This is a genomic window from Hyphomicrobium denitrificans 1NES1 (genome assembly GCF_000230975.2).
Lineage (GTDB): Bacteria > Pseudomonadota > Alphaproteobacteria > Rhizobiales > Hyphomicrobiaceae > Hyphomicrobium_B > Hyphomicrobium_B denitrificans_A.
Window position 1 is genome coordinate 3,034,201 of sequence record NC_021172.1, and the last position, 23,036, is coordinate 3,057,236.

Sequence of the window (23,036 nt, forward strand, 5' to 3'; positions counted from 1 at the left end):
AAGCTGGGCGAAGCGCCCGAGGGCCGACCGACGCGTACACCGGCGGCCCTTGTGGCGATCGACGTCAGAAAAAACACCTCCGTCAGCCGACAGAGACAACGGGACCGAACGGAAGATCGGTGATGCCTGGATTGATACCAAAACCGGTCAACAGCGCGTTCACCTGACCTCGATGATGCGTCTGATGATTGAAGAGATGGACGACGAGCAACGCCCTCGATGCGCTCACCTCCCGCCCCGCACTCCCTGAAAACCATTTAAGATCGCCCGTGAGCGCCGAGGCATCGAGACCGTCGGCCCAGCCTTGGATATGAGCGTCGAAGCGTTGGCGCTCGCGGGCGAGCGCGTTCCACTCCTCGAATTGTACCAACCCCTCAGGTATCGTTCGCGCGACAGGCTGCGGAGCAGCGCCAAAGCGCATCAGCCACATCTGATCGGCCCACAGGATGTGGTTCAGCGTGGCATGGATCGACCCGAAAAACGCTCCCCGATTTTCCTTCCGCTGTGCATCGCTCAGGTTCGCCGCCGCGTCGTAGACGTTCAGATTCTGCCACGTGTTATAGCGGGCCATCGTCTGAACATAAGCAGCGGAAATCATTGCTCGCTCATCGCATCGGAGGTGGGCGGCACTTTGTTCAGCGCCGCCCACACGTTTGCCTTTGAATTGCTCAGCCGACGATCTCGTCGAGGCGGAAGTTCAGCGCGATTTCGCGATCTGCGGCTGCAGGGCTGTCGGACCCATGGGTCGAGTTCGCACCCTTCGATTCGGCGAAAAGCTTGCGAACCGTTCCCTCGGCGGCTTCCTTGGGATCGGTGGCTCCCATAACCTCGCGGTACTTTGCGATTGCGTTCTCGCCTTCGAGAACCTGCAAAACGATAGGCCCGGACGTCATAAAATCCACGAGTTCGCCGTAAAATGGCCGCGCCTTGTGTTCTTCATAGAATTTCTCGGCCTGCGCACGGGTCCAGCGCACGCGCTTCTGAGCCACGATGCGCAAGCCGGCGGCTTCGATTACGGCATTGATCTTGCCGGTAAGATTGCGGCGCGTTGCGTCCGGCTTAATGATAGAGAACGTGCGTTCAACGGCCATAAGTCTGCCTCGCTTTGCGGTTTCCTGAGAGTTCGGCGGGCTTATAACTGCGGGGGTTCACAGCGGCAAGCGCGCGACGGCGGTCGAGTTGAAGCAGTCAGTTGCACGTCGCACAAAATTTGGCAGGTTCACCGTATAATCGCCCGATTGACGCGCGCAACTGCCTGTGAACAGTGTGGCCGGGGGGAACGCTCGGTCTCTATTGGAACGGGTCTTGAGACCCGCGTGTGCGAAGAAACGAGCATGACCGGACAAGCCGAAGACATTCAGTGGTATATTGCACGGGATGGCAAACAGCACGGTCCCTTGACCGATGTTGAGCTGCGCACGTTCATCGCGCACAATTACCTTCGTCAAACCGACCTCATCTGGCGCCCCGGCATGTCTGAATGGCAGGCCGCTCCTGCCGTTTTCCCGGCAGCCTTTCACGGCGGCAGCGAGCAGCCACAAGCAGCACCGCAAGCTCAGCGCACAGCTCCTGCTCAAACGTACGCCGCTCAATCGACAGCACCTGCGCAGTATGCTGCTCATTCTGATTTTGAAGGCGGCGAGACGCGGCCTCAACGCGGTAACCTCATCAAGCGTCTTGCCATCGCCGGTGTCGCCCTGACTGTGGTCGGCGGAGGTGCGTTCGCACTCGCGACGTATCGTGGCCCGCTGATGGAGATGGTTTCCGGGACATCGGACTCGGCGAGTACCGACCAACCGCCTGTCGTTGCGGCACCGGATGATACGAAGGTCGCCGAGGCAGCCGCACCCGCGCAAACAGACGCTGCATCCTCTTCAAATGTGGTGCCGTCGGAACCAGCGCCACCGCCAGCCACCAGCGATGTCATTCCGCCGGCTGCGCCGTCGGGACCTCAGCAGACTGCCGAAAGCCAGCCGCAGGCGCCGCAAAGCCCGCAGGCCAATGATCCGCAAACGACGACGACAGCTTCCGTTTCGAAACTTGGCGGGACGACTGTTGCGCCACAACCTCCGACAGACATGCAGGTTGCTGCCGTCGAACAGCAACCGCCTCAGCCTCCGGCGCCACCTTCCGTCGATGGCTCGACACTCGACACTCGGCTACAGAAAGTGCCGGTTTGGGAACTCATAAAAAAGGAATATCCGGATTGGTACACGTCGCAGATTTCTACGGCCAACAAGATGGTGGCCGACAAGAAATCCGACAACGAAGTCGCGATGCTGCTCGCTCAGGGGCTTGTAAATCTCAGACGGCAGAATGCCGATAAGGCCCTCGCCGCCAGCTCCGAAAAACTGCAGGCCATCGCCGTGGCATTCCTTCAGCATCTGAAGTCGCTCCGTGCGCAGAGCGTTAGCGCCTGCTTCGGATTCATTTCGAAGGGCGAGACGAGCCCCGCTGTCGTTCAAATGATGGAACATCCAGAGACGGCGACGGCACTCAATGCGCAGGCTGACGCCATCTTTGAGGCAATTTCCGAGGGCGGCAAAAGCCCCGTCAAGCACGACTCCGCCGTCAAGAGCGACTATGATGTGCTGATCAAAGAACTCGCCAAACTCGGCTGGAAAGAAGACGATCTGCAGGTCTTCTCGAATCCGAAGCTCCTGGCCAAACGCGAGCCGGAACAAGTCTGCAAGATGGTCCAGGAATGGTTCGTTGCGCACCTCGCCGTGCAGGACAAGGCCATCCGCGACCGCCTGCTCTATGAGACGCTTAAACCCGTCGTATCGGGCTGACGCGCGTGCTTTACGCGGCGATAAAAGTTCTACTGACAGCAGTTCTCGTGGTCGCGATTTCGGAAGTGGCAAAGCGGTCCAGTGCACTCGGCGGTATCATCGCCTCGTTGCCGTTGACATCGCTTCTGGCGTTCATCTGGCTCTATGGAGAGACCGGCGATACCTCCAAGATCGCCCATCTCTCGTCGAGCATCTTCTGGTACGTCCTCCCATCGCTGGTTCTGTTCGTCGTGTTGCCGCTCCTCCTGGGGCGCGGCGTCGGATTCTGGCCGAGCCTACTCATTGCCTCTGCCGCGACGTTTGTGGCCTATCTCTTGATGACGGCCGCGCTTGCGCGCTTCGGCATCACCCTCTGAGGCGTGACAGGCGCTGACGGACAGGCTATCCGCTCGTTCCATGCTGCATATCAACGACCTGACCTATCGGATCGAAGGACGGCCAATCCTCGAACAAGCGACTGTGGCGATCCCCTCCGGTCACAAGGTTGGTCTTGTCGGGCGCAACGGTGCCGGTAAGACGACCCTGCTGCGCCTCTTGAAAGGCGAGATCGCGCCCGACGATGGGTCAATCTTGATCCCGCGGAACGCGCGCCTCGGACATGTCGCCCAGGAAGCGCCGGGCGGCGACAACAGCCTGATAGACTGGGTGCTTGCTTCCGATACCGAACGCGCCAGCCTGCTCGCAGAAGCCGAACATGCAACCGATCCGCAGCGGATCGCGGAAATTCAGATGCGACTAACGGACTTCGACGCGCACTCGGCTCCGTCGCGCGCCGCACGCATCCTGTCGGGGCTCGGTTTCGACGATGAGGCTCAGCAACGTGCCTGCCGCGAATTCTCAGGTGGTTGGCGCATGCGGGTCGCGCTCGGTGCGATTCTGTTTCTGAAGCCTGATATTGTGCTGCTCGACGAGCCTACGAACTATCTCGATCTCGAAGGTACGCTCTGGCTCGAGAACCATCTCAAGACGTATCCGCATACCGTTCTGATCGTCAGCCACGACCGCGATCTGCTCAACCGTGCGGTCGGCTCGATCCTGCATCTCGATCGCGGCAAGCTCACGTTGTACGCGGGTGGCTACGACGACTTCGAGGAAACGCGGCGCGAAAAGCAGCGCCTCGAAATGAAGCTCAAAAAGAAGCAGGACGAGCAACGCCGCCATCTGCAAGCATTCATCGACCGTTTCAAAGCCAAAGCCAGCAAGGCGGCGCAGGCGCAAAGCCGCGTCAAAGCTCTCGCCAAAATGCAGCCTATCGCGGCGCAGGTCGACGACCGTGTCGTACCGTTCCGCTTTCCCGACCCGCAAAAGGTGATCGCGAGCCCGCTGCTCAGAATCGAGAAGGCGAGCGCAGGTTACGATGCCGCCGCGCCCGTTCTGACCGGCCTGGATCTGCGCATCGACAACGATGATCGCATTGCGCTGCTCGGTCAGAACGGCAATGGCAAGTCGACACTTGCCAAGCTGATCGCGAGCAGGCTGGCTCCGCTTTCCGGCAACGTCTTCGGCGCGCAAAAGGTCGAGGTTGGATATTTCGCGCAGCATCAGCTCGATGATCTGCTGCCCAATGCAACGCCCTACGATTACATGCTGAAATTGATGCCTGAGGCGACGGAAGCGCAACGGCGAACGCGACTCGGCACGTTCGGCTTCAGCGCCGACAAGGCTGATACTCAGTGCGGAAAGCTTTCGGGTGGGGAGAAAGCACGGCTGCTACTCGCGATAACAGCTTTCCACGGTCCGCACGTCCTGATCCTCGACGAGCCGACGAACCACCTCGACGTCGACAGTCGCGAAGCGCTCGTCCATGCGCTGATGGAATACAACGGCGCCGTGATCCTGATTAGCCACGATCGGCATTTGATCGAAGCGACAGCCGACCGGCTTTGGCTGGTGCGCAACGGGACCGTAAAATCCTACGACGGCGATATGGAGAGCTATCGCGCCCTGCTGCTTGAAGAACGCGGAGCGCGGTCAGCGGAGCGGCGCGAGGACCGCAACAACGGCGACACCAAATCCTCACGCACCGATCAGCGGCGTGCTGCCGCCGAGCGCCGCGCAGAACTCGCCCCGCTTAAAAATGCGATGGTCGCGGCAGAACAGCATGTCGAAAAACTATCGAAAGAGATCGCAGCACTCGACTCGCTGCTCGCCGATCCGGCGCTTTACGCGACAGATCCCACACGCGTCCAAAACGCGGCGCAGCAACGCGGACAATTCAGCAAGCAGCTTACTGAGGCCGAAGAAGCTTGGCTGGAGGCAATTGAAGCCTATGAGGAGGCTTCTGCCACATCCGACGCCTAAGCCGCGCATACCGAAATTCCTTGGAGTCGCGGGCCGCGAGCGCGTGCCGGTCTGATTCGTCGCAACGTTCGCGTCTGGAAGATCGTCATTCGGGAACCCATTTTGTGAATACGACGTTAGTAAGGTGCAGGGCAAGTGCCCCCGCTTACCTGCGCAACGGGTTTCAATCATGAAACAGGAATTCATCTATCACGCTCTGGCACCCCGCAATTCCCCGGTTCGGCCCACACGCGCCCACACTGCAGTCGCGACGGTGGCTGTAAAAGAATATATCGCTTATCTCGCGACGCTCTCGATCGCCGTAGCGATCGCGATCATCACATTCGCTTATGCCGCTAACATCACAGTCAAGTGGCTCGACGCCGTCGCCAAGCCAGGCTTCCTGGCACAATCTCAGATTGTCGCGACGCAGCCTGCAAAACTCGCGATGCTTCCCGCTGCGAAGCCGTTCAGGGCGGCGAACTAAGGTTTACCCAGCCATACGAACTGCCCCTTCTTTAGATTGAAGACCGCACACAGTCGCTGTATCGGTTTCTGATTTTGAAATTTCTCATCGGAAGCCGGTCGCGCATGAGTGCGGTTCACGAGGTTCGCCGGACTAGATCTTTCGCGAAGGCTCTTCCATGAGCCTTGTAAGCTCGCATATTGGCGAGGTTTTTCTTGCATTCCTGAAGCTCGGTCTGACGTCCTTCGGCGGGCCCGTCGCGCATCTTGGATATTTCCGGCAAGAGTTCGTCGAACGGCGCAAATGGCTCGACGAAGCGTCCTACGCCGACATCGTCGCGCTCTGCCAGTTTCTTCCTGGTCCAGCGTCGAGCCAAGTCGGACTAGCGATCGGTCTTTCGCGCGCGGGATATGCAGGCGCGCTGGCGGCGTGGACAGCCTTCACCCTGCCGTCCGCATTCGCATTGGTGCTTTTCGCATACGGCATTTCTACCAGCGGAGTTCCGCTAGACTCAGGCTGGTTGCATGGATTGAAAGTGGCCGCCGTAGCCGTAGTCGCGCTCGCCATTCTCGGGATGGCACGGACGTTGACGCCCGACCGTCAAAGAGCGGCACTTGCCATCGTTGCGATGGCTATTTCATTCGCTGTTCCTTCGTCCATTGGCCAAATCGCGGCGATCATTTTTGGCGGCCTAGCCGGAGTCGCACTCCTCCGCGAGGGCATCGCCTCGTCCGGCGGCGATCACCTATCATTATCGGTGAGCCGCACCAGCGGCATCATATCTTTGATCGTTTTCGGAGCACTGTTGATCGGTCTGCCGATGCTAGCGGCGGTTAGCCAAGCTGAAGATATTCGCCTGTTCGACAAGTTTTTCCGGGTCGGCTCGCTTGTGTTCGGTGGCGGCCACGTCGTGCTGCCCCTGCTTCAATTCGAAGTCGTATCTCCGGGATGGGTGAGCAACGATGCATTTCTCGCGGGCTATGGCGCAGCGCAGGCCGTGCCCGGGCCTCTTTTCACGTTCGCCGCTTATCTTGGTGCCGTTATCGGCGGTACGCGCACTGCTGTTTTCTGCTTAGTTGCGATCTTTCTGCCGTCGTTTTTGCTCATCGTCGGTACGCTGCCGTTCTGGCAGGACTTGAGACGTCGCGCGATGGCGCAGGCGCTTCTGCGCGGCGTGAACGCGTCTGTCGTGGGCCTGCTGCTTGCCGCGTTTTACAATCCTGTCTGGCTTTCCGGAATATTGACGAAAGGCGATTTTGCGCTCGCAGCTGCGGATTTCGTGCTGCTCTATCTTTGGAAAGCTCCGCCGTGGCTTGTCGTGGTGTTGAGCGCCATCGGCGGACAACTTCTTGCGACGTTTGCCGTGTGAGAGAACAGCCGCACGTCGACAGGTATCAGCCGCTGATTTTTGAGAAGTCGGCGACGGTTTGCGTCGCGGCGCGGATTTCGGACAACAGCCGCAGACGGTTTTCACGAATCTTCGGATCGTCCGCATTGACCAGAATTTTATCAAAGAACGCGTCGACCGGCGCTCGGAGTTCCGACAGCGCACGCATGGCGCCAGCGAAATTCTCGACGTTGATCGCGGCGACAGTGTCCTCCTTCGTCGCTTCGATAGCAGCGGCGAGAGCCGTTTCCTCCGTTTCCGTGATCAGCTTCAGGTCGTAAGGACCGGCGTAGGATTTCTTGTCCTTCTTTTCCTCAATCGCGAGAATGTTCGCGGCGCGCTTGACGCCCGCGAGCAGGTTGGCGCCGTCGTCCGTTTTCAGGAATGCATCGAGGGCTTCGACGCGGCGGACGATCAGCGCGAGGTCATCCTGGCCGCCGAGCGCGAATACGGCATCGATCAGGTCGTGGCGTTTGCCCTGGTCGCGCAGGAAGACTTTCAGGCGGTCGGCGAAGAAGGAGAGGAGGTCGTCGGCTACAGAGACTGCTTGAGTAAATTTCTTAGGCCAAGACTCTCCAAAAATGCTCTTAAGGATGAGCTTTTCTTCGAGAGATGAGAATTCGCTCTCCTTTCTAAGTTCAGCGGGCAGGGCATGCAACGCTTCAGCGTCTTTTGCAAATTTTCGATCACCCTTGCCTTCGAGAACGAGGATCGCATGGTCTCTAATTCGTTTGAATAGCGGAAGCCTAAGATCATTCTCCAGCACGATGCGGATCACACCCAATGCGGCACGGCGGAGCTGGTAGGGATCGCCGGAGCCGGTCGGCTTTTCGCCGATGGCCCAGAAGCCGACGAGCGTGTCGAGCTTATCGGCCAGCGCGACGGCAACTGCAACGGCGTCACCTTGATCCTCGCGCGGAACCGTATCGGTCGGACCTTTCGGCTTGTAGTGCTGCTCGATGGCGCGGGCGATCTCTGGCTTGGTGCCGGCGTGCTCAGCGTAGTACCGGCCCATCAGACCCTGAAGCTCGGGGAATTCCCCGACCATCTCCGACACGAGATCGGCTTTCGCCAGTTCCGCGGCGCGGCGCGCATCCTCGGGTGGCGCATCGCAGGCGCCCGCAAGCTCCGCAGCGAGCTCCTTGATACGATCGACACGATCTTTCTGGCTCCCGAGCTTTTCGTGGAACGTGATGCCGGAGAGCTTGTCCACCATCTCGCTCAAGGGGTGCTTCAGATCCTGCTGCCAGAAGAACCTGGCATCGGACAACCGCGCGCGGATGACCTTCTCGTTGCCGGAGATTATTTCGGCGCCGCCATCCTTCGCGACGAGATTGGCAACGAGGAGAAACTTGTTCGCGAGCTTCTTCGAACGCGGCTCGCGCAGAGAGAAGCACTTCTGGTGCGTCTTCATCGAGGTCGTCAGGACCTCGGCCGGCACTTCGAGAAACGCCTTGTCGAACGATCCCATCAGCACGATGGGCCATTCGGTCAGCCCGGCGTTCTCGGCAAGCAGCGTGTCGTCTTCGATCAGTTCGAGCTTTGCTTCCTTGGCGAGCGCATGAGCCTGCTCCGAGATGGCGGCGGCGCGCTTTGCGGGATCGAGCATCACGTGATGCGCAGCGAGCTTTGCTTCATAATCCGAGAAATTCTTGACCTTGAACGGGCCGGGGCCGAGGAAGCGGTGACCATACGTCTCGCTGCCCGCCTCAAGTCTAGCGATCTCGAACGGCACGACCTTGCCGTCGAGCAAACACAGCACCGACTGCAGCGGGCGCACCCACTGGAACGATGACGATCCCCAGCGCATCGACTTCGGCCAGGGGAATTTCGCTGCAACTTCGACAACCGTTTCGGCGATGATCTCCGCGGCGGCGCGGCCGGGCTTCTCGATCTTCGCGACGTAGAAATCGCCTTTCTTTTCGTCCTTGACGACAGTTGCGTCGCCGATTGCCGCGAGCCCTGCCGACTTCAGAAAGCCTTGCACCGCTTGCTCAGGCGCGCCGACGCGCGGACCTTTCTTTTCCTCGGAAATGGGGGGTGACTTCGCAGGGACACCCTCAACCGCGAGCGTTAAACGGCGCGGCGTCGCAAAGCCACGCGCTTCGCCAACCTCAAGGCCACGCGCTTTGAGACCATCAACAATGAGACGCTTCAAATCACCAGACGCGCGCGACTGCATGCGCGCGGGGATTTCTTCCGACAGAAGCTCAAGCAGCAATTCGGACATTCAGATCAATCTCGTGGGGATGCGGCCTTGATGCCTTCGCCCCGTGACCCAGCATCACGGGGCGAAGGCTGATCATTAAGGCGTCGTCGCGGGCGGTGACTGCGACGGCGCGGGTTCAGTCTGATTTGTATTAGCCGGAGGCGTCGGAGCCGGAGCCGGTGTCGTCTCTTGAGCAGGCGGCGTTTCCGGCGCAGGCGTTGCTGGCTCCGCTGCTGGCGGGTTTGCGGGCGGCGTCTCGGTCGTGGCCGGTTGCTCCGCGGGCGGCGAAGCCGGCGCCATTGCCGGACCCGCGGCGGGTTCGGCTTCGTGCGCCCTATTCTTCAATACGCCCTCGGGCAGCACTGTACGCACTTTGTGCCCGAAGTCGCGCACGGCGCCAGTCGTTTCGAGATAGCCGAGACCCACCGCCAGAAGGGCCACGAAGAACGCGAAAATCCAAGGCAGTCGCCGCAGAATGAAAAAACCGATAATGAGCAGCGGAACTGCCGCCGCAACAAGACCGAGTACCGTATTGTTGACTTCGATCACGCGCGTCCTCCTTCGGTTTTGAGCCACGCGGCGCAACAGGCTTTCGCCAGATCGCGAACGCGCAGGATATAGCTCTGACGCTCCGTGACTGAAATCACGCCGCGTGCATCGAGCAGGTTGAAGATGTGGCTCGCTTTGATGCACTGATCGTAGGCGGGGAGCGCGAGCAGGTGCTCTCCGTTCGTTGCACCCTTCTCGAGCAGCGCCTTGCACTCGGCCTCTGCGTCCTTGAAGTGGCGAAATAGCGTCTCGGTGTCTGCGTACTCGAAATTGTAGCGCGAATATTCGCGCTCGGCTTGCAGGAATACATCGCCATAAGTCAGACGTTTATCGTCGTCGCGGCCGTTGAAGTTGAGGTCAAAGACACGATCAACTCCCTGAACGTACATGGCGAGCCGTTCGAGTCCGTAGGTGATCTCGCTTGCAACGGGATTGCAATCGAAGCCTCCGACCTGTTGGAAGTAGGTGAACTGGGAGACTTCCATGCCGTTGCACCACACTTCCCAGCCGAGACCCCAGGCGCCGAGCGTCGGACTTTCCCAGTCGTCCTCGACGAAGCGAATATCGTTCAACGCCGTGTCGATGCCGATAGCATCGAGACTCGCGAGATAGAGTTCCTGAATGTTCGCAGGCGATGGCTTCATGATGACCTGGAACTGATAGTAGTGCTGCAGCCGGTTCGGGTTCTCGCCATAGCGCCCGTCCTTGGGGCGCCGAGACGGCTGAACGTAAGCCGCGGACCAGGGCTTCGGACCGAGGGCACGCAGCGTGGTCGCCGGGTGAAAGGTCCCGGCACCGACTTCCATGTCGTAGGGCTGGAGTATGGCGCAGCCTTGGTTGCTCCAGAAGGTCTGCAGCGTCAGGATAAGGTCTTGGAAGGCTTGCCTGGGGCGCAGCGCGGAAGGTCGTGCGGCCTTCGTCGAGACCGTCGTCGTTGACATCGTTGGGGCTCTTTCCGGCTCAAGTCGCGGCGCAATATACGCGCTAACGGTGTCTTGTCACGCCTCAATAGGCCGTTTTTGCTCGCCTTTTAGCCGAACACTTTGACTAGGACGGCCTCGCGCCACAATTCCCGCGCCCAACCGAAGGAATTCAACGCTCCCGTTTGGGGCTCGGCCGGTAGACGCCTGCATCTTCGTCCCATTCGAGTTTGCCAAGATCGCGCGCCGGAGCCGTGGCGCGGCGCATCCCGTTCGCCTGCTTGCGACCGGACGACTTCGAACCTTCGAGAAGATTCGAAACGATCCTATAGCCGGCAATTCCCGCGGCCCCGATAAGTGCGAGGAACATGACTGGCGGCATTCAATGCCCTCCAGAGCTAAATCACAGGCCGAAACGCGACCAGAGCGTGCGTGCCTCCACAGCCGACACCAGATCGTCGGCAAATGCAAGAGCCGGCGGGTGGACGCTCATCGCGCCGGGCGACCGTCTCAGCCGTCCCAGCAGCCCTGGTTTTTCCGCTTCGATGACTTTGAGGCGAATTTTTTCGCCAAATATATCCTGCATTTTCGAACGAATGTCGGCAATGCCGTCGACGAGGCCGAACTCCACCGCCCTTGCCGCCGACCAGAAGGCCCCCGAGAATAGTTCGGCGTCCGGTGCCTTGAGTTTTCCGAGGCGCCGCTCCTTGACGAGGCCGATGAAAATGTCGTGCACGTCCTGCTGAATAGCCTTGAGGCGGGCCACGTCGTCGGGGTCTTCGGGAAGGAATGGGTCGAGTTGGTTCTTGTTGGTACCCGCCGAATAGACGCGGCGCTCAACCCCGATTTTTTCCAGCAAGTCAACGAATCCGAAGCTGCGCGAGACCACACCGATCGACCCGATGATCGAGGAGGGATCGGCGTAGATTTCATCTCCCGCGATAGCGAGGAAATAGCCGCCCGAGGCCGCAACATCCTCGCAGAAAACATAGACCCGTTTTTTCTGTTCGGCCGCCATTTGCCGGATACGCTTGAACAGAAGGTTCGACTGCACAGGAGAACCGCCGGGCGAATTCACGATTACGGCGACGGCCGGCAGCTTCGAGGCCGAGAACGCCTTCTCGATCGCATTCGCATAAGCTGCGAGCGTCAGACCGGGCCTCAGCGGGGTCGCCATACCGATCGGCCCATGGAAGCGCAGAACGGGCACGAAAGGTCGACGCGAAAATGGCCACATAGAGACAGGCTCCTGCACGACGTCAGCTCTCAATAGAACGCCACGGGTCTATTGCAAACGCGTTCAGGCGTCAGCAGCGATCAACCTCGGTATTGCGGGGGAAGGGGAGCCCCGTGGCGAAATATCGCTTCGATCTCGGGGACAAAGCGCTGTTCGGGTGTGTGCAGCACCAAGCCGGGCCTCATGTAGAGGGGCGCACGGCTGCCTTTGATGCCATCAACGATGACGCGAATGGCCGGCTCCCCGGCGTACGCGTAAATCGGCAGCACACCGATCGATCCAAAGCGGCCTTCGAATGTTTCGAGGATGCGCGATAGGGCTTCGGCCTTGTGGATCATCGCGGCACGTCCTCCAGGTGCCGCCATACGGCACATGAACCGCGCCCAGATTTCCAGCCGGTCCTCGGACATCTGGTGTGAGACGGCCTTCAATGGACTTTCGGCGACCGTACTTCGTCGCTCGTCGTGATAGGGAGGATTGGCGAGCACGACCGGGAATGACTCGGATTTGATCCTGGCTCCTTCGAGCGCCGCCGTGGCGCGCGCGATATCGGTCTCAACGACTGAGACACGATCGGACACGGCATTCCGGTGAACATTGTCCCGGGCCAATGCAGCCAGGCAGGGATCGCGCTCAAGCAGAACGGCGCGCGCGGACGGACATCGTTGTGCTACGCAGAGCCCTATCACGCCGACACCCGCGCCGACGTCGAGAACCGGCCCGGCAGCAAGCGTTTCAGGGGCCATCAATGCCGCCAACAGAACGGCATCGGTTCCGGCCCGGTAACCATTCTTAGGTTGCCGGATCGCCAGCGCGCCGCCCAGGAAGAGATCATCCGTCGTCGGCACGACCGTTCGTCCGGCCGCCTCAAAGGCGTTCATTTTCAATTATCCACTGACTAAGACCCGCATCTTTCAACACGCGACTTGCGCGGGACCAGTGCTCGTCCGCTACAACCACCCGTCGCGGAAATGCGCCGATTGACCCTTCCATCAGACTGATATTTCGATCAAATACCACCGCTTCGATACCCTGATCGGCAAGCAGGGCCTCGATGTAGCTGATGAGGACAAGGTCGTTCGTCATAACCAGTTCGCGCATATCGCCACTCGACGAAAGACAGACCGGGTCGGGACGCGGGGCCGCGGCGCGGCCTCGCCATTTCCGCTATATGTTAGCATGCCAGCATTAGAATGGGGACCAACTTGGGCCGTGTCATACCACTGGAAGATCCTCGCGAGACGGGCCAGAAGCTGGAACCGCTTCTCGAACTGGTCGCTGACGACCTCGAGGCCATTAACCGCATAATCCTCGACAAAGCGGTTTCCGATGTCGAGATGATCCCGGAACTCGCGCATCACCTGATCGACAGCGGCGGCAAGCGGCTGCGGCCCATGCTGGCGCTCGCATGCGCGAAGTTATGCGGCTACACAGGAAACGGTCATGTCCGCACGGCATCGGCCGTCGAGTTCATGCATACTGCGACGCTGCTGCACGACGACGTCGTCGACGAGAGCGCGACGCGGCGAGGTCGCAAGACAGCGAGGATGATCTGGGGCAACCAGGCGAGTGTGCTCGTCGGCGATTTCCTGCTCGGGCAAGCGTTCAAGATGTTCGTCGACGTCGGCTCGCTGCCGGTGCTGCGCATCATGTCGAACGCCGCCGCGACCATCGCGGAAGGGGAAGTGATGCAACTCGCCGCGGCCAAGAACACGTCGACGACCGAAGATGACTATCTGGCTATCATTAACGCCAAGACGGCAGCGCTGTTCTCGGCGGCCGCGGAATCCGGCGCAGCTCTGACCCAGCGCCCCCCGGAAGAGCAATCGGCGCTTCGATCCTATGGAAAGAACCTCGGACTCGCATTCCAGCTCGTCGATGACGCGCTCGATTATGCGGGCGACAGCTCGCGTCTTGGCAAATCGGTGGGCGACGATTTCCGAGAAGGCAAAATCACGCTGCCAGTCATCCTGTCGTTTCGTCGTGGTTCTTCCGAAGAGCGTCAGTTCTGGAATCGGACAATTGCCGACGGCGACATTAGCGACGGCGATCTCGAGCAAGCCATTGGCTTGATGCGCAAGCACAAGGCGATAGAGGCGACGTTCGAGCGGGCCCGTTCTTACGGTGCGATTGCGCGAGACGCGCTCGCGATTTTTCCGGACAGCCGCGAGAAGGATGCCCTTGAGCAAGTCATTGCCTTCTGCATCGGCCGCTCGCATTAGCCGAGCCGTGTCGGCCTGATCCACCAGCTTGGTTGGCGGAGCCGGAGCGCCAATGCGCCTGCCTCCGCTTCACTTCTGGTCTTAAACAGCGTGAAGCAGGTCGGTCCTGCGCCCGAGAGTTGCGAAAGAAGGCCGTTTTCAAGTCGCCTCAGATCAGCGAGCACTGTGCCGATTATGGGAAGCAATCTCAGGGCAGGCGCTTCCAAGTCGTTGCCGCGAGCCTTCGCGTAGGCAATGACATCGTCTATGCGTGAAAAGCGGGGTGTCGGCTCCTTCGAAGGCGTACCGGCGAGAGTTGCCGCGCCTAACGACGCAAAAACCTGAGATGTCTTGTTCGCGGGCACGCCGGCGAGCGGATTGACGAGTACCGCATAAAGATCGTGTGGCAGAGCGACCTCGTCCAGCGTTTCTCCGACTCCCGTCATCATGACTGGCCGCGCTCGAATGCAGACGGGCACGTCCGCGCCCAGCACGCGCGCCATCGTCAAGAGATCAGGCTCAGAGACTTCCGGGTAGGCGGACGAGAGAAGCCGCAGCGTCGCGGCGGCGTCTGCCGATCCGCCGCCGATGCCACTTGCCACGGGTAGATTTTTCACCAGCGACAGCCGATTTGGCGCCGCGCCCGGCACCTTCTCAGCGAAGGCCGCGATGGCACTATCGACGAGATTGCTTCCGGAGATATCGCCTGCGAACGGCCCTGTTATTTCAACACCTGACAACGATCCAGACGCAAGCTCGACGACATCGCCGACGTCCTGGGCGAATGCGACGAGGCTACGAAGCTCGTGATAGCCGTCCGAGCGCCGTCCCAAGATTTCCAGCGTGAGATTGATCTTGGCTGGTGCAAATTCCGATTTGAGCATGAGGCTATTTCAACAAGATTGCCGACACATGAAAACGGGCGCTACTGCGCCCGTTCGTATTTCGCCGACTGAAGCAGGTGACGGCCGCTATTCCACGGCACGACCGCTCGGGGCGGCTTTGTTTTCGCTGCGCCGGCGCGAAGAATCAATGCTCTGCACCTGTCTCGTCTTCTCAACGTTCTTGGCCTGAGCCTTGGTATCGAGACCGCGTTCGATTTTCGTTTTAATCTTGTCGACGTCCTCGGGCTCCGGATTGAGCGATAGAGCCTGGTTCCACTGGAAGCGCGCTTCACGCTCGCGTCCGACCTTCCAGAACGCGTCGCCCAGATGATCGTTCAAAGTGGGATCCTCCGGCTTGATCTCGACGGCACGCTCCAGGAAGCGGACGGCTTCCTTGTAATTGCCTTGTTTGTAGTGAGCCCAGCCGAGACTATCGACGATGTAGCCATCATCGGGCTTCAACTGTACGGCCTTCTCGATCAGCCGCATCCCTTCCTTGAGGTTCTTTCCTTGATCGACCCAGGAGTAACCGAGGTAGTTCAGCACCAGCGGCTGATCGGGGGCAAGCGCCAACGCCTTCTTGAGATCGGCTTCGGCAGCAGGCCAATTTTTCAAACGCTCATAGGACGTTCCGCGCGCGTAATAGTAGCCCCAATAGCGCGGATCGTGTTTGCCTAATGCAGCGATTGCGCGCGTGAAATACTTGATCGACTCGGCATACTCCTTGCGCGCCCTCAGAATGTTGCCTAGCGCTTCCAGCGGACGGACATCCTTCGGGTCCTTGGCCGCCAGCCGTTCGAGGATTGCTTTCGCCTCGTCGACGCGGTCGAGCGAATTGAGATTGAACGCCTTGCGGATGTCGATCGCACTTTGCAGCGGCGTTCCCTGCGGAATTTTATCGTAGGTTGCGATGGCGTCTTCGTAGCGCTTGGCTGACTCTTGCGCATTGGCCAGCGCCGCCAGCGCAAAGGCGTGGTCCGGCTTCACGTCCAGCGCAAGCTGCAGATAGATCGTGCCGAGGCTAACGCCGCCTTCTCCAGTCAGCGCTTCGCCCAATCCATAGAAGAGTTCCGCCATGCCTTCCGACGGCGTTGCGATCAGCAGCGGTGTCTTCTCGCGTTTGTTGATGCGCTCCAGCATCTCCTTGGCGAGAGGATGGGGATCACCTTGCGTCTTCGAAAGCTGCTCACGCATGATCTGCTTTGCAAGCTTGAAATCGCCATAGTGGGCAGCGTGCTGCGCGTAGGCCAAGGCGGTGCGCAGCGTGCGGCTGTCCTGACGGAACATCTTTTCAAAGGTGGTATTAGCGATCGCCTTGCGTCCGGCGATATCCGCCATCAACGCGCGGTGATAGCGCAAGTAGAACTGTGCCCAGTCGGGTTGCTTGGGAAGATCGACGGCCTTCAACGCACCGTCCGCGTCTCCAGCAGCGAGAAGCGTCCAACCGAGTGCGATCGAACTCGTCAGCTCGCCGATCGGATTTTCGGACGCCGCTTTAAAATGGTCTTCAGCCTTCGCGTAGTCCGCAGCCTTGAATGAGGTCACACCCAGCAGGAACTGAGACATGCGGTGCGACTCGCGCGTGCTGGCGAGCTTTTCAGCGAGCGGAACAGCCTTTGGCCAATTTCCCGACATCGTCTCCATCTGGAAGGCCTGCTCAAGCAGGACTTCGTTCGACGGATCGCGCTCCAGCGCGCGGCCATAAAAGTCTGCCGCGTCCTTCGTGTCCTGGGCTGCACGCGCGAAACGGCCGGCAAGGTAATTGCCGAGCGCCGACGTCGTGATACCGTCTTGGCCGGGGTCCTGATCTTGAGAGCGGGCTGGCGCTTGGCTGAAGAACCCAGCGATCGTCAAGGCGACGGCGCCCAGTCCCACGCTCAGCACACGTCCGAGGGATCCCCGCATTGAAATTTCCTCTTGTTACGGAGCCGCACCGATTCCGAAGAACCGAACCTAGCAAACCTGATACGCCCTTGGCGACACGCTTTAGGTGAAAAATAAGAAATGAGCAGGTGATGACTTGCGGCCGCTCACTGCCTTATTTCCGGCTCGAGTTCACTGGTCACGCAAGCCGATGACGCCCTCAGCCCACATTTGGCGGGGCACCTAGCGCTTTACATTCCGGCATAATTGGGACCACCACCGCCTTCCGGGCATACCCAGTTGATATTCTGGCTCGGGTCTTTGATGTCACATGTTTTGCAATGGACGCAGTTCTGCGCGTTAATCTGAAATCTTGGATCGCCTTTATCATCACGAACGACTTCATAAACGGCGGCAGGACAATAGCGCTGAGCAGGCTCGGCGTAGAGCGGCAAATTCACGGCAATCGGAATTGTGGGATCGAGCAGCTTCAAATGAACGGGCTGGTCTTCCTCGTGGTTGGTGCCCGAAAATGAGACATTCGTTAGCCGGTCGAACGTGAGCTTTCCGTCCGGCTTGGGATAGGTGATCGGCTTGAAATCAGCCGCCTTGCCGGTAGCAGCGGCATCGGTCTTGCCGTGCTTCAACGTGTACCCAAGACCGACACCTGAAATGAGTGTGTTGAGCCAAAGATCAACACCGCCAAGCATGACGCCGACGACCGTTCCGAATTTCGACCAATAGGGCTTCATATTGCGGACGCGCTTCAGATCGCGCGCAATGTCGCCGCTTCGGACATCGGCTTCGTAGGCGGTCAGCTTGTCGTGCTGGCGGCCCGCCGCAACGGCGTCGAATGCAGCATCGGCCGCCGCAATACCGGAGAGCATGGCGTTGTGACTGCCCTTGATGCGCGGCAAGTTCACCATTCCGGCGGCGCATCCTAGAAGCGCACCACCAGGGAAAACGAGATCGGGCATCGACTGCCATCCGCCCTCGGTGATGGCACGGGCGCCGTAGCCGATGCGTTTGCCGCCTTCAAAAACTCCGCGAATGGCGGGATGCGCCTTGAAGCGCTGAAACTCTTCGTAAGGCGAGAGATACGGATTTGCGTAGTTGAGATGAACAACAAACCCAACGGAGACTAGGTTGTCTCCGTAATGATAGAGGAACGAGCCGCCGCCCGTGCTGTTGTTGAGCGGCCATCCGAAGGTGTGCTGAACGTAGCCCGGACGATGTTTCTCCGGCGCGACCTGCCACAGCTCCTTGAGGCCGATGCCGAATTTCTGCGGCTCGTGTCCCTTTCCGAGATCGAAGTGCCGGATCAGTCCTTTCGACAAAGAACCGCGGGCGCCTTCCGCAACGAGCGTGTACTTGGCGCGCAATTCCATGCCACGGACGAAAGAATCTTTCGGTTCGCCATCGCGCCCGACGCCCATGTCGCCCGTGGCAATGCCGACGACTGCGCCATCCGCATCGTAGAGAATTTCTGCGGCGGCAAATCCCGGATAGATTTCGACGCCGAGTTCTGCCGCCTGCTCGCCAAGCCATTTGCAGAGCGATCCGAGGCTTACGATGTAGTTGCCGTGATTTTTCATCAGCGGCGGCATCGGCCAGCTCGGAAGACGAATATCTCCCTCCGGTCCGAGCACGAGGAACACGTCTTCCGTGACGGGCGTCTCGACGGGAGCACCGCGCTCTTTCCAGTCAGGAATCAAGCGGTTCAGGCCAATCGGATCTATGACGGCACCCGAGAGGATATGGGCTCCGACCTCGGACCCCTTTTCGACGACGACGACCGAAATTTCGGAGCCGGCCGCGGCAGCTTTCTGCTTGAGGCGAATGGCTGCGGCGAGACCGGCGGGGCCAGCGCCGACGATCACGACGTCGAATTCCATTGCCTCGCGCGGGGGCAAACCCGTTTCCTCCGCGGTCATCGTCATTTTGTTCCCATTTTTTGAAAAACCATCGATTTCGATTAGGTCGCCGATATGGATGCGTCAAGTTGAGCGGGCGGCCTGCCACCAGCGGCGCGCCGCCGCGTGCATCCGCCGAACAATACCTCTATCCTGATGCCGATGACCAAACAGGCTTCCCGAGAGGAAATGCTTGCGCTGCTCGATTGGTTTCAAGCCATGGGGGCGGACGCCGCTGTGGATGAAGCGAGCCGCGACTGGCTGGCACGCGGCTCGACGCCGCCCGGCGCGGACTACGCTTGGCCTCGCCGGGACGATGCGCCCGCGCCTCCGCAACCGGAAAGCGCGCAATCGCGGCGAATACTGGCACAAAGCCAGACATCGGAGATAGAGCGCGCCAGGGCTGCGACACCGCTCGGCGCGAGCGAAGCCGAGATCGGTGCCCGGCGCATTGCCCGACAAGCCGGATCACTTGAAGCTCTGGAAGCCGCGCTCAAAGACTTCAACGGCTGCGGCCTCAAGGCGACGGCGACGAAGCTCTGCTTTTATCGCGGCGCACCGGCGGCGGACCTTATGATCGTCGGCGAAGCTCCTGGGCGCGATGAAGATTTGGCGGGCAAGCCATTCGTCGGCAGGGCGGGCCAGTTGCTCGACAAGATGCTCGCCGCGATCGGACTCAGCGAATCTGACGTCCACATCACCAATATCGTGTACTGGCGACCGCCCGGCAATCGCACGCCGACACCGCAGGAAGCGCTCGCCTGCCGGCCTTTCCTCGAACGTCAGATCGAGCTTGTCACCCCGAAAATCCTGGTTGCTGTCGGAGGCGCTGCCGCAAAAGAGCTTTTCGGGGTCACCGAAGGTATCATGCGTCTTCGGGGCAAATGGCGCGAGGTTGCCGCTGGCGAGCGCAAAATTCCGGCGATCGCAACGCTGCATCCCGCCTACCTGCTGCGGACGCCCGCAGCCAAACAACTGGCGTGGCAGGATCTGTTGCAGATCCGATCCAAACTTTGAACGGCCAGTGCATGTTCTTTTAATTTGATGCTTCTTTCACCGTGCTTTCGGTTGCTCGTCCAAACCAACTCACATCTCAAAAATCCTCTACATTTTTAGCTATTAACTTAAGCGGGTCAGAAGCCCGCGCGGGTTATTGGGGCATACAGATTATTGGTCCGTATCCTGTCGACGTGACCTCCCGGAGGAGGCCGGCATTCCAATGGATAATCCCCACTCCATCTTACTTTATCTGCGTCCGACGCGGCTGATCTACGTGCGCGCAAGAGGATGCTACGTGGATATGATCCCCAAGGCCTGGAACCGGCTCTTTCAACTGCTCGACGCCAATGGCCTCTATGCGTCGCTCGGCCGAGGCTACGGCTTGGCGCACGATAATCCGCTGGTGGTTGGTCCTCAAAATTGCAGATACGACGCTTGCGTCGAAATTCGTTCCGGGCTCGAAGAAAGGTCGCTTCGCGCATTCGGTATCACGACGCTTCAAGGTGGAGCCTATGCCCGCCGAAGACTTTCCGGAAGCTATGACCATATGCGGTCCGCCGTCCAGGACGTCTATTCGGAATTTACGCCGTTGCCGGGGCTTTGCTTCGATGAAAATCGGCCTGTCGTCTCAATCTATGTCGACAATCCCAACTGCTTCGCTGAACGCGATTTGCGCTCCGACATCTGCGTGCCGGTGATTGCCGACGACGAGAGCATCCATCCAAGGTTGGCGGTGAGCGCCTAAGGCGTCTGCGCGGCGCTTTCGCTGCTGGACGAACCGAAGCCATCCAGCCAAAGTCCTGGCACCCTGCTCGTTCGTGACACGAGGATTCTCCTATGGCCGGCATTGACCTCAATCGCACATTCGTTCCCGTCCGGATTGCCGTTCTGACGATGTCAGATACGCGTTCGGCGAGCGAAGACAAATCGGGCGATCTGCTCGCGAAACTCATCGGCGAGGCGGGCCACGTCGTTGCCGATCGCAAGCTTGTGAGAGACGACGCGAGCGCCATTACAGCCGCCGTCGAAGCGTGGATCGGCGATCCGGAGATCGATTGCGTCATAACGACCGGCGGAACCGGCTTTACAGGGCGCGACGTGACACCGGAAGCCGTGAAACCGCTCTTCGAGAAAGACATCGAAGGTTTTGCAGTTCTGTTTCACATGCTGTCGTATCAAAAAGTCGGTACGTCGACAGTCCAGTCGCGCGCCTGTGCCGGCGTTGCGCGCGGAACGTATATTTTCTGCTTGCCGGGATCGCCTGGCGCATGCCGCGACGCCTGGGACGGCATCTTGAAATTCCAGTTCGACGCGCGGCATCAGCCCTGCAATTTCGTCGAGATCATGCCGCGGCTCGAAGAGCATCGGAAGGCTGGCTAGGACGCCGGGTCCAAGCGATAGAGCCGCGCAATCACATTGACGGGAATTCCCAAACCGAAGAGTGCGTGGCAGACCTGATTGCGCAACGATCGCAAGAGATACCCGTCGCGGCGATAAGGCTCGGGCGAGGTTATGGCTTGTGCATCGAGCATCGCCAGCCGGCGGCGGCCGAGGCGGCGCGCCAGATCGACATCTTCCAGCACCGGCAGATCCCGATAGCCGCCGACGGCATCGAACAACTGACGGGGAATGAGCAAGCCCTGATCGCCATAAGGCATCGGCCAGAGCCTGCAGCGCATATGAGTCAGACGCTCCAGAAGCCGCGGCGCAAGTCCCTTGTCGTCGAGACGAAAGGCAAATGCCCCTGCGGCGGGCGGGCGCTCGCCGTGGTCGACCCGGCGCATAAAGGCTGTGGCGCTGCGCTCCCAGCCTTCTTCGAGAACCGTGTCGGCGTTCAAAAACAAAAGCCAGGGAAAGCGTGCCCGCGCGGCGCCTTGAGCAAGCTGCCCGCCGCGTCCGTGAGCGGTGGAGATAACATCGGCCCCCGCTAGGTCCGCGATGGTCGTCGTCCCGTCGGTCGATCCGCCGTCGACGACGACGACCTGGCGGACAATCCCGTCAATGGCAGCCGGGACAAGGGCGGCAAGCGTTGCTCCTAGCGTAAGCTCGGAATTATGCGCCGCGATGATAACCGAGATCATGCGGGTTTACTGACACGCCGCGCACACGGCGACAAGCGCGCGCCCGTCGCGGGCTGAATCACAAATTGAAATCGATCCGAGGTTTTGTTCTTTATTTGTTCTTATCGATTTGATACAAGGCGGCACTCGCACATGAAAGGCTGCCGTGGCTCCCTCTCGCGAAACCGACCGCCCCCCGAGCCGCCACGTCATTGACGTGGAACGCCGTCGCGGCAGGGGTGCACGCTCGAATGCGACGGGGCGGTTCGAGAAAGACGTGCACGAGGCTTTCGACGACGGCTGGGAGAGCCTTGGGCAACTCGAGGCCTTCAAGACGGAAGTCTTCGAGGACACCACGAAGTCGATCATCGCACGCAATGACAGTCCCGATATTTCGTTCGACGGATCGATCAACCCTTATCGGGGCTGCGAGCACGGTTGCATCTATTGCTATGCGCGGCCGAGTCATTGCTACCTCGGCCACTCGGCGGGGCTCGATTTCGAAACGAAGCTCTATGCGAAATCCGAGGCTGCGGCGCTGTTGGAACGCGAGTTCGCCAAGCCCGGCTATCGGCCCTCGACGATCGCGCTCGGTGGCAATACCGATCCCTATCAGCCGATCGAGCGGGAACGCAGGATTACACGTTCGATCCTTGAAGTCATGGCGCGCACGAACCACCCCGTCGGCATCATCACCAAGTCGGCGCTCGTTCTTCGCGATATCGACATCCTGCAGCCGATGGCCGAGAAAGGCCTTGCGAAAGTCGCCGTCTCAATAACCACCCTCGACCGCCATGTCGCCCGGGCGATGGAGCCACGCGCCGCGACACCTTCCCGACGCCTCGAAACGGTGCGGCAGCTATCGCAAGCGAGCATTCCCGTCACTGTCATGGTTGCCCCGATCATTCCCGGACTCACCGATCACGAAATCGAACCCATCCTGGAGGCCGCCCACGAGGCCGGAGCCCGAGATGCAGGCTACGTGCTTCTCAGACTTCCGCTCGAAATCAAGACGCTTTTCCGCGAGTGGCTTGCGGAAGAATTTCCGGGACGCGCCAATCGCGTCATCTCTCTTTTGCAATCCATGCACGGCGGGCGCGACTACACGCCCGAATTCGGATTGCGCCAGCGCGGCAAAGGTCCCTACGCGACGCAGATCGCATTGCGCTTCAGATTAGCAAAGCAACGCCTGGGTCTTGGCGGCGAGCGCGACGCGATGCGGACCGACCTTTTCGAACCGCCTGGAGACAGGGGAAAACAGCTGAAGCTGCTTTGA

Annotated in this window: 23 protein-coding genes; 10 read left to right on the forward strand and 13 right to left on the reverse strand. The window is 60.0% G+C overall.

Annotated features, from left to right (window positions below):
* Window positions 1–82 precede the first annotated feature (82 nt).
* Both HYPDE_RS14490 and ndk read right to left on the reverse strand, forming a co-directional pair.
* Complete coding sequence (locus HYPDE_RS14490) at window positions 83–598, reverse strand: DinB family protein (RefSeq protein WP_041320531.1); 516 nt, start codon at window positions 596–598, stop codon at window positions 83–85.
* 70 nt (window positions 599–668) lie between these two features.
* Window positions 669–1,091 (reverse strand): nucleoside-diphosphate kinase, encoded by a 423-nt coding sequence (gene ndk, locus HYPDE_RS14495; protein WP_015599252.1) that lies wholly within the window; start codon window positions 1,089–1,091, stop codon window positions 669–671.
* Between the two features lie 243 nt (window positions 1,092–1,334).
* Here ndk and HYPDE_RS14500 point away from each other — a divergent pair, with 243 nt between their 5' ends.
* The 5 genes from HYPDE_RS14500 to chrA all read left to right on the forward strand — a co-directional run bounded on the left by HYPDE_RS14500 (window position 1,335) and on the right by chrA (window position 6,907).
* The gene (locus HYPDE_RS14500) at window positions 1,335–2,792 is read left to right on the forward strand and encodes a DUF4339 domain-containing protein (RefSeq protein WP_041321370.1); all 1,458 of its coding nucleotides are present in this window, start codon (window positions 1,335–1,337) and stop codon (window positions 2,790–2,792) included.
* A 5-nt stretch (window positions 2,793–2,797) separates the two neighbouring features.
* Window positions 2,798–3,148, forward strand: coding sequence for a DUF3147 family protein (locus tag HYPDE_RS14505; RefSeq protein ID WP_015599254.1), 351 nt, complete (start codon window positions 2,798–2,800; stop codon window positions 3,146–3,148).
* A 40-nt stretch (window positions 3,149–3,188) separates the two neighbouring features.
* Window positions 3,189–5,093, forward strand: coding sequence for an ABC-F family ATP-binding cassette domain-containing protein (locus HYPDE_RS14510; RefSeq protein WP_015599255.1), 1,905 nt, complete (start codon window positions 3,189–3,191; stop codon window positions 5,091–5,093).
* Between the two features lie 169 nt (window positions 5,094–5,262).
* Window positions 5,263–5,559 (forward strand): hypothetical protein, encoded by a 297-nt coding sequence (locus tag HYPDE_RS14515; protein WP_015599256.1) that lies wholly within the window; start codon window positions 5,263–5,265, stop codon window positions 5,557–5,559.
* A 157-nt stretch (window positions 5,560–5,716) separates the two neighbouring features.
* The gene (gene chrA, locus HYPDE_RS14520) at window positions 5,717–6,907 is read left to right on the forward strand and encodes a chromate efflux transporter (RefSeq protein ID WP_015599257.1); all 1,191 of its coding nucleotides are present in this window, start codon (window positions 5,717–5,719) and stop codon (window positions 6,905–6,907) included.
* A gap of 25 nt (window positions 6,908–6,932) precedes the next feature.
* Here the strand turns inward: chrA and glyS are convergent, their stop codons facing one another.
* The 7 genes from glyS to HYPDE_RS14555 form a co-directional block, all read right to left on the reverse strand.
* A complete protein-coding gene (gene glyS / locus HYPDE_RS14525; protein WP_015599258.1) occupies window positions 6,933–9,155 on the reverse strand; it encodes a glycine--tRNA ligase subunit beta in 2,223 nt (740 codons plus the stop codon).
* A 75-nt stretch (window positions 9,156–9,230) separates the two neighbouring features.
* On the reverse strand, window positions 9,231–9,683 hold the full coding sequence (locus HYPDE_RS14530; RefSeq protein ID WP_015599259.1) for a hypothetical protein: 453 nt from the start codon (window positions 9,681–9,683) through the stop codon (window positions 9,231–9,233).
* On the reverse strand, window positions 9,680–10,624 hold the full coding sequence (locus tag HYPDE_RS14535; RefSeq protein ID WP_015599260.1) for a glycine--tRNA ligase subunit alpha: 945 nt from the start codon (window positions 10,622–10,624) through the stop codon (window positions 9,680–9,682). The genes HYPDE_RS14530 and HYPDE_RS14535 overlap by 4 nt, the downstream gene beginning before the upstream one ends.
* Before the next feature lie 151 nt (window positions 10,625–10,775).
* The gene (locus HYPDE_RS14540) at window positions 10,776–10,985 is read right to left on the reverse strand and encodes a hypothetical protein (protein ID WP_015599261.1); all 210 of its coding nucleotides are present in this window, start codon (window positions 10,983–10,985) and stop codon (window positions 10,776–10,778) included.
* Between the two features lie 21 nt (window positions 10,986–11,006).
* Window positions 11,007–11,780 carry a S49 family peptidase gene (locus tag HYPDE_RS14545; RefSeq protein ID WP_244437665.1) on the reverse strand — a complete coding sequence of 258 codons (774 nt, stop codon included), beginning with the start codon at window positions 11,778–11,780 and terminating at the stop codon, window positions 11,007–11,009.
* Between the two features lie 140 nt (window positions 11,781–11,920).
* Window positions 11,921–12,721: a tRNA1(Val) (adenine(37)-N6)-methyltransferase gene (locus HYPDE_RS14550; RefSeq protein WP_015599263.1), complete on the reverse strand. Its 801-nt coding sequence runs from the start codon at window positions 12,719–12,721 to the stop codon at window positions 11,921–11,923.
* Entirely contained in the window at window positions 12,708–12,941 is a 234-nt protein-coding gene (locus HYPDE_RS14555) for a DUF2007 domain-containing protein (protein ID WP_041320532.1), read from the reverse strand. The genes HYPDE_RS14550 and HYPDE_RS14555 overlap by 14 nt, the downstream gene beginning before the upstream one ends.
* A 104-nt stretch (window positions 12,942–13,045) precedes the next feature.
* Between HYPDE_RS14555 and HYPDE_RS14560 the strand changes: the two genes are divergently transcribed.
* On the forward strand, window positions 13,046–14,062 hold the full coding sequence (locus HYPDE_RS14560) for a polyprenyl synthetase family protein (protein WP_015599265.1): 1,017 nt from the start codon (window positions 13,046–13,048) through the stop codon (window positions 14,060–14,062).
* Here the strand turns inward: HYPDE_RS14560 and HYPDE_RS14565 are convergent.
* From HYPDE_RS14565 to HYPDE_RS14575, 3 genes are all read right to left on the reverse strand, one after another.
* Window positions 14,059–14,925: a 4-(cytidine 5'-diphospho)-2-C-methyl-D-erythritol kinase gene (locus HYPDE_RS14565; RefSeq protein WP_015599266.1), complete on the reverse strand. Its 867-nt coding sequence runs from the start codon at window positions 14,923–14,925 to the stop codon at window positions 14,059–14,061. The two genes, HYPDE_RS14560 and HYPDE_RS14565, sit on opposite strands and share 4 nt — an antisense overlap.
* A gap of 87 nt (window positions 14,926–15,012) precedes the next feature.
* Window positions 15,013–16,830, reverse strand: coding sequence for a tetratricopeptide repeat protein (locus tag HYPDE_RS14570; RefSeq protein ID WP_015599267.1), 1,818 nt, complete (start codon window positions 16,828–16,830; stop codon window positions 15,013–15,015).
* Between the two features lie 209 nt (window positions 16,831–17,039).
* A complete protein-coding gene (locus HYPDE_RS14575) occupies window positions 17,040–18,728 on the reverse strand; it encodes an electron transfer flavoprotein-ubiquinone oxidoreductase (protein WP_144061279.1) in 1,689 nt (562 codons plus the stop codon).
* A gap of 135 nt (window positions 18,729–18,863) precedes the next feature.
* Between HYPDE_RS14575 and HYPDE_RS14580 the strand changes: the two genes are divergently transcribed.
* The 3 genes from HYPDE_RS14580 (at window position 18,864) to moaB (ending at window position 21,080) form a co-directional block, all read left to right on the forward strand.
* A complete protein-coding gene (locus tag HYPDE_RS14580; RefSeq protein WP_041321379.1) occupies window positions 18,864–19,718 on the forward strand; it encodes a uracil-DNA glycosylase in 855 nt (284 codons plus the stop codon).
* A gap of 202 nt (window positions 19,719–19,920) precedes the next feature.
* Window positions 19,921–20,445: an AraC family transcriptional regulator gene (locus tag HYPDE_RS14585; protein WP_015599270.1), complete on the forward strand. Its 525-nt coding sequence runs from the start codon at window positions 19,921–19,923 to the stop codon at window positions 20,443–20,445.
* Between the two features lie 92 nt (window positions 20,446–20,537).
* A complete protein-coding gene (moaB, locus tag HYPDE_RS14590; RefSeq protein WP_015599271.1) occupies window positions 20,538–21,080 on the forward strand; it encodes a molybdenum cofactor biosynthesis protein B in 543 nt (180 codons plus the stop codon).
* Here the strand turns inward: moaB and HYPDE_RS14595 are convergent.
* On the reverse strand, window positions 21,077–21,781 hold the full coding sequence (locus tag HYPDE_RS14595; protein ID WP_015599272.1) for a glycosyltransferase: 705 nt from the start codon (window positions 21,779–21,781) through the stop codon (window positions 21,077–21,079). The genes moaB and HYPDE_RS14595 overlap by 4 nt on opposite strands.
* Window positions 21,782–21,926: 145 nt before the next feature.
* Here HYPDE_RS14595 and HYPDE_RS14600 point away from each other — a divergent pair, with 145 nt between their 5' ends.
* Complete coding sequence (locus tag HYPDE_RS14600) at window positions 21,927–23,036, forward strand: PA0069 family radical SAM protein (RefSeq protein ID WP_015599273.1); 1,110 nt, start codon at window positions 21,927–21,929, stop codon at window positions 23,034–23,036.

What these genes read in the sequence shown, in the direction of transcription:
- HYPDE_RS14490 (WP_041320531.1), bottom strand. Translation starts at nt 598, where the DNA reads ATGATTTCCGCTGCTTATGTTCAGACGATGGCCCGCTATAACACGTGG.
- ndk (WP_015599252.1), bottom strand. Translation starts at nt 1,091, where the DNA reads ATGGCCGTTGAACGCACGTTCTCTATCATTAAGCCGGACGCAACGCGC.
- HYPDE_RS14500 (WP_041321370.1), top strand. Translation starts at nt 1,335, where the DNA reads ATGACCGGACAAGCCGAAGACATTCAGTGGTATATTGCACGGGATGGC.
- HYPDE_RS14510 (WP_015599255.1), top strand. Translation starts at nt 3,189, where the DNA reads ATGCTGCATATCAACGACCTGACCTATCGGATCGAAGGACGGCCAATC.
- HYPDE_RS14515 (WP_015599256.1), top strand. Translation starts at nt 5,263, where the DNA reads ATGAAACAGGAATTCATCTATCACGCTCTGGCACCCCGCAATTCCCCG.
- chrA (WP_015599257.1), top strand. Translation starts at nt 5,717, where the DNA reads ATGAGCCTTGTAAGCTCGCATATTGGCGAGGTTTTTCTTGCATTCCTG.
- glyS (WP_015599258.1), bottom strand. Translation starts at nt 9,155, where the DNA reads ATGTCCGAATTGCTGCTTGAGCTTCTGTCGGAAGAAATCCCCGCGCGC.
- HYPDE_RS14535 (WP_015599260.1), bottom strand. Translation starts at nt 10,624, where the DNA reads ATGTCAACGACGACGGTCTCGACGAAGGCCGCACGACCTTCCGCGCTG.
- HYPDE_RS14540 (WP_015599261.1), bottom strand. Translation starts at nt 10,985, where the DNA reads ATGCCGCCAGTCATGTTCCTCGCACTTATCGGGGCCGCGGGAATTGCC.
- HYPDE_RS14545 (WP_244437665.1), bottom strand. Translation starts at nt 11,780, where the DNA reads ATGGCGACCCCGCTGAGGCCCGGTCTGACGCTCGCAGCTTATGCGAAT.
- HYPDE_RS14550 (WP_015599263.1), bottom strand. Translation starts at nt 12,721, where the DNA reads ATGAACGCCTTTGAGGCGGCCGGACGAACGGTCGTGCCGACGACGGAT.
- HYPDE_RS14555 (WP_041320532.1), bottom strand. Translation starts at nt 12,941, where the DNA reads ATGCGCGAACTGGTTATGACGAACGACCTTGTCCTCATCAGCTACATC.
- HYPDE_RS14565 (WP_015599266.1), bottom strand. Translation starts at nt 14,925, where the DNA reads ATGCTCAAATCGGAATTTGCACCAGCCAAGATCAATCTCACGCTGGAA.
- HYPDE_RS14570 (WP_015599267.1), bottom strand. Translation starts at nt 16,830, where the DNA reads ATGCGGGGATCCCTCGGACGTGTGCTGAGCGTGGGACTGGGCGCCGTC.
- HYPDE_RS14575 (WP_144061279.1), bottom strand. Translation starts at nt 18,728, where the DNA reads ATGACGATGACCGCGGAGGAAACGGGTTTGCCCCCGCGCGAGGCAATG.
- HYPDE_RS14580 (WP_041321379.1), top strand. Translation starts at nt 18,864, where the DNA reads ATGACCAAACAGGCTTCCCGAGAGGAAATGCTTGCGCTGCTCGATTGG.
- HYPDE_RS14585 (WP_015599270.1), top strand. Translation starts at nt 19,921, where the DNA reads ATGGATAATCCCCACTCCATCTTACTTTATCTGCGTCCGACGCGGCTG.
- moaB (WP_015599271.1), top strand. Translation starts at nt 20,538, where the DNA reads ATGGCCGGCATTGACCTCAATCGCACATTCGTTCCCGTCCGGATTGCC.
- HYPDE_RS14595 (WP_015599272.1), bottom strand. Translation starts at nt 21,781, where the DNA reads ATGATCTCGGTTATCATCGCGGCGCATAATTCCGAGCTTACGCTAGGA.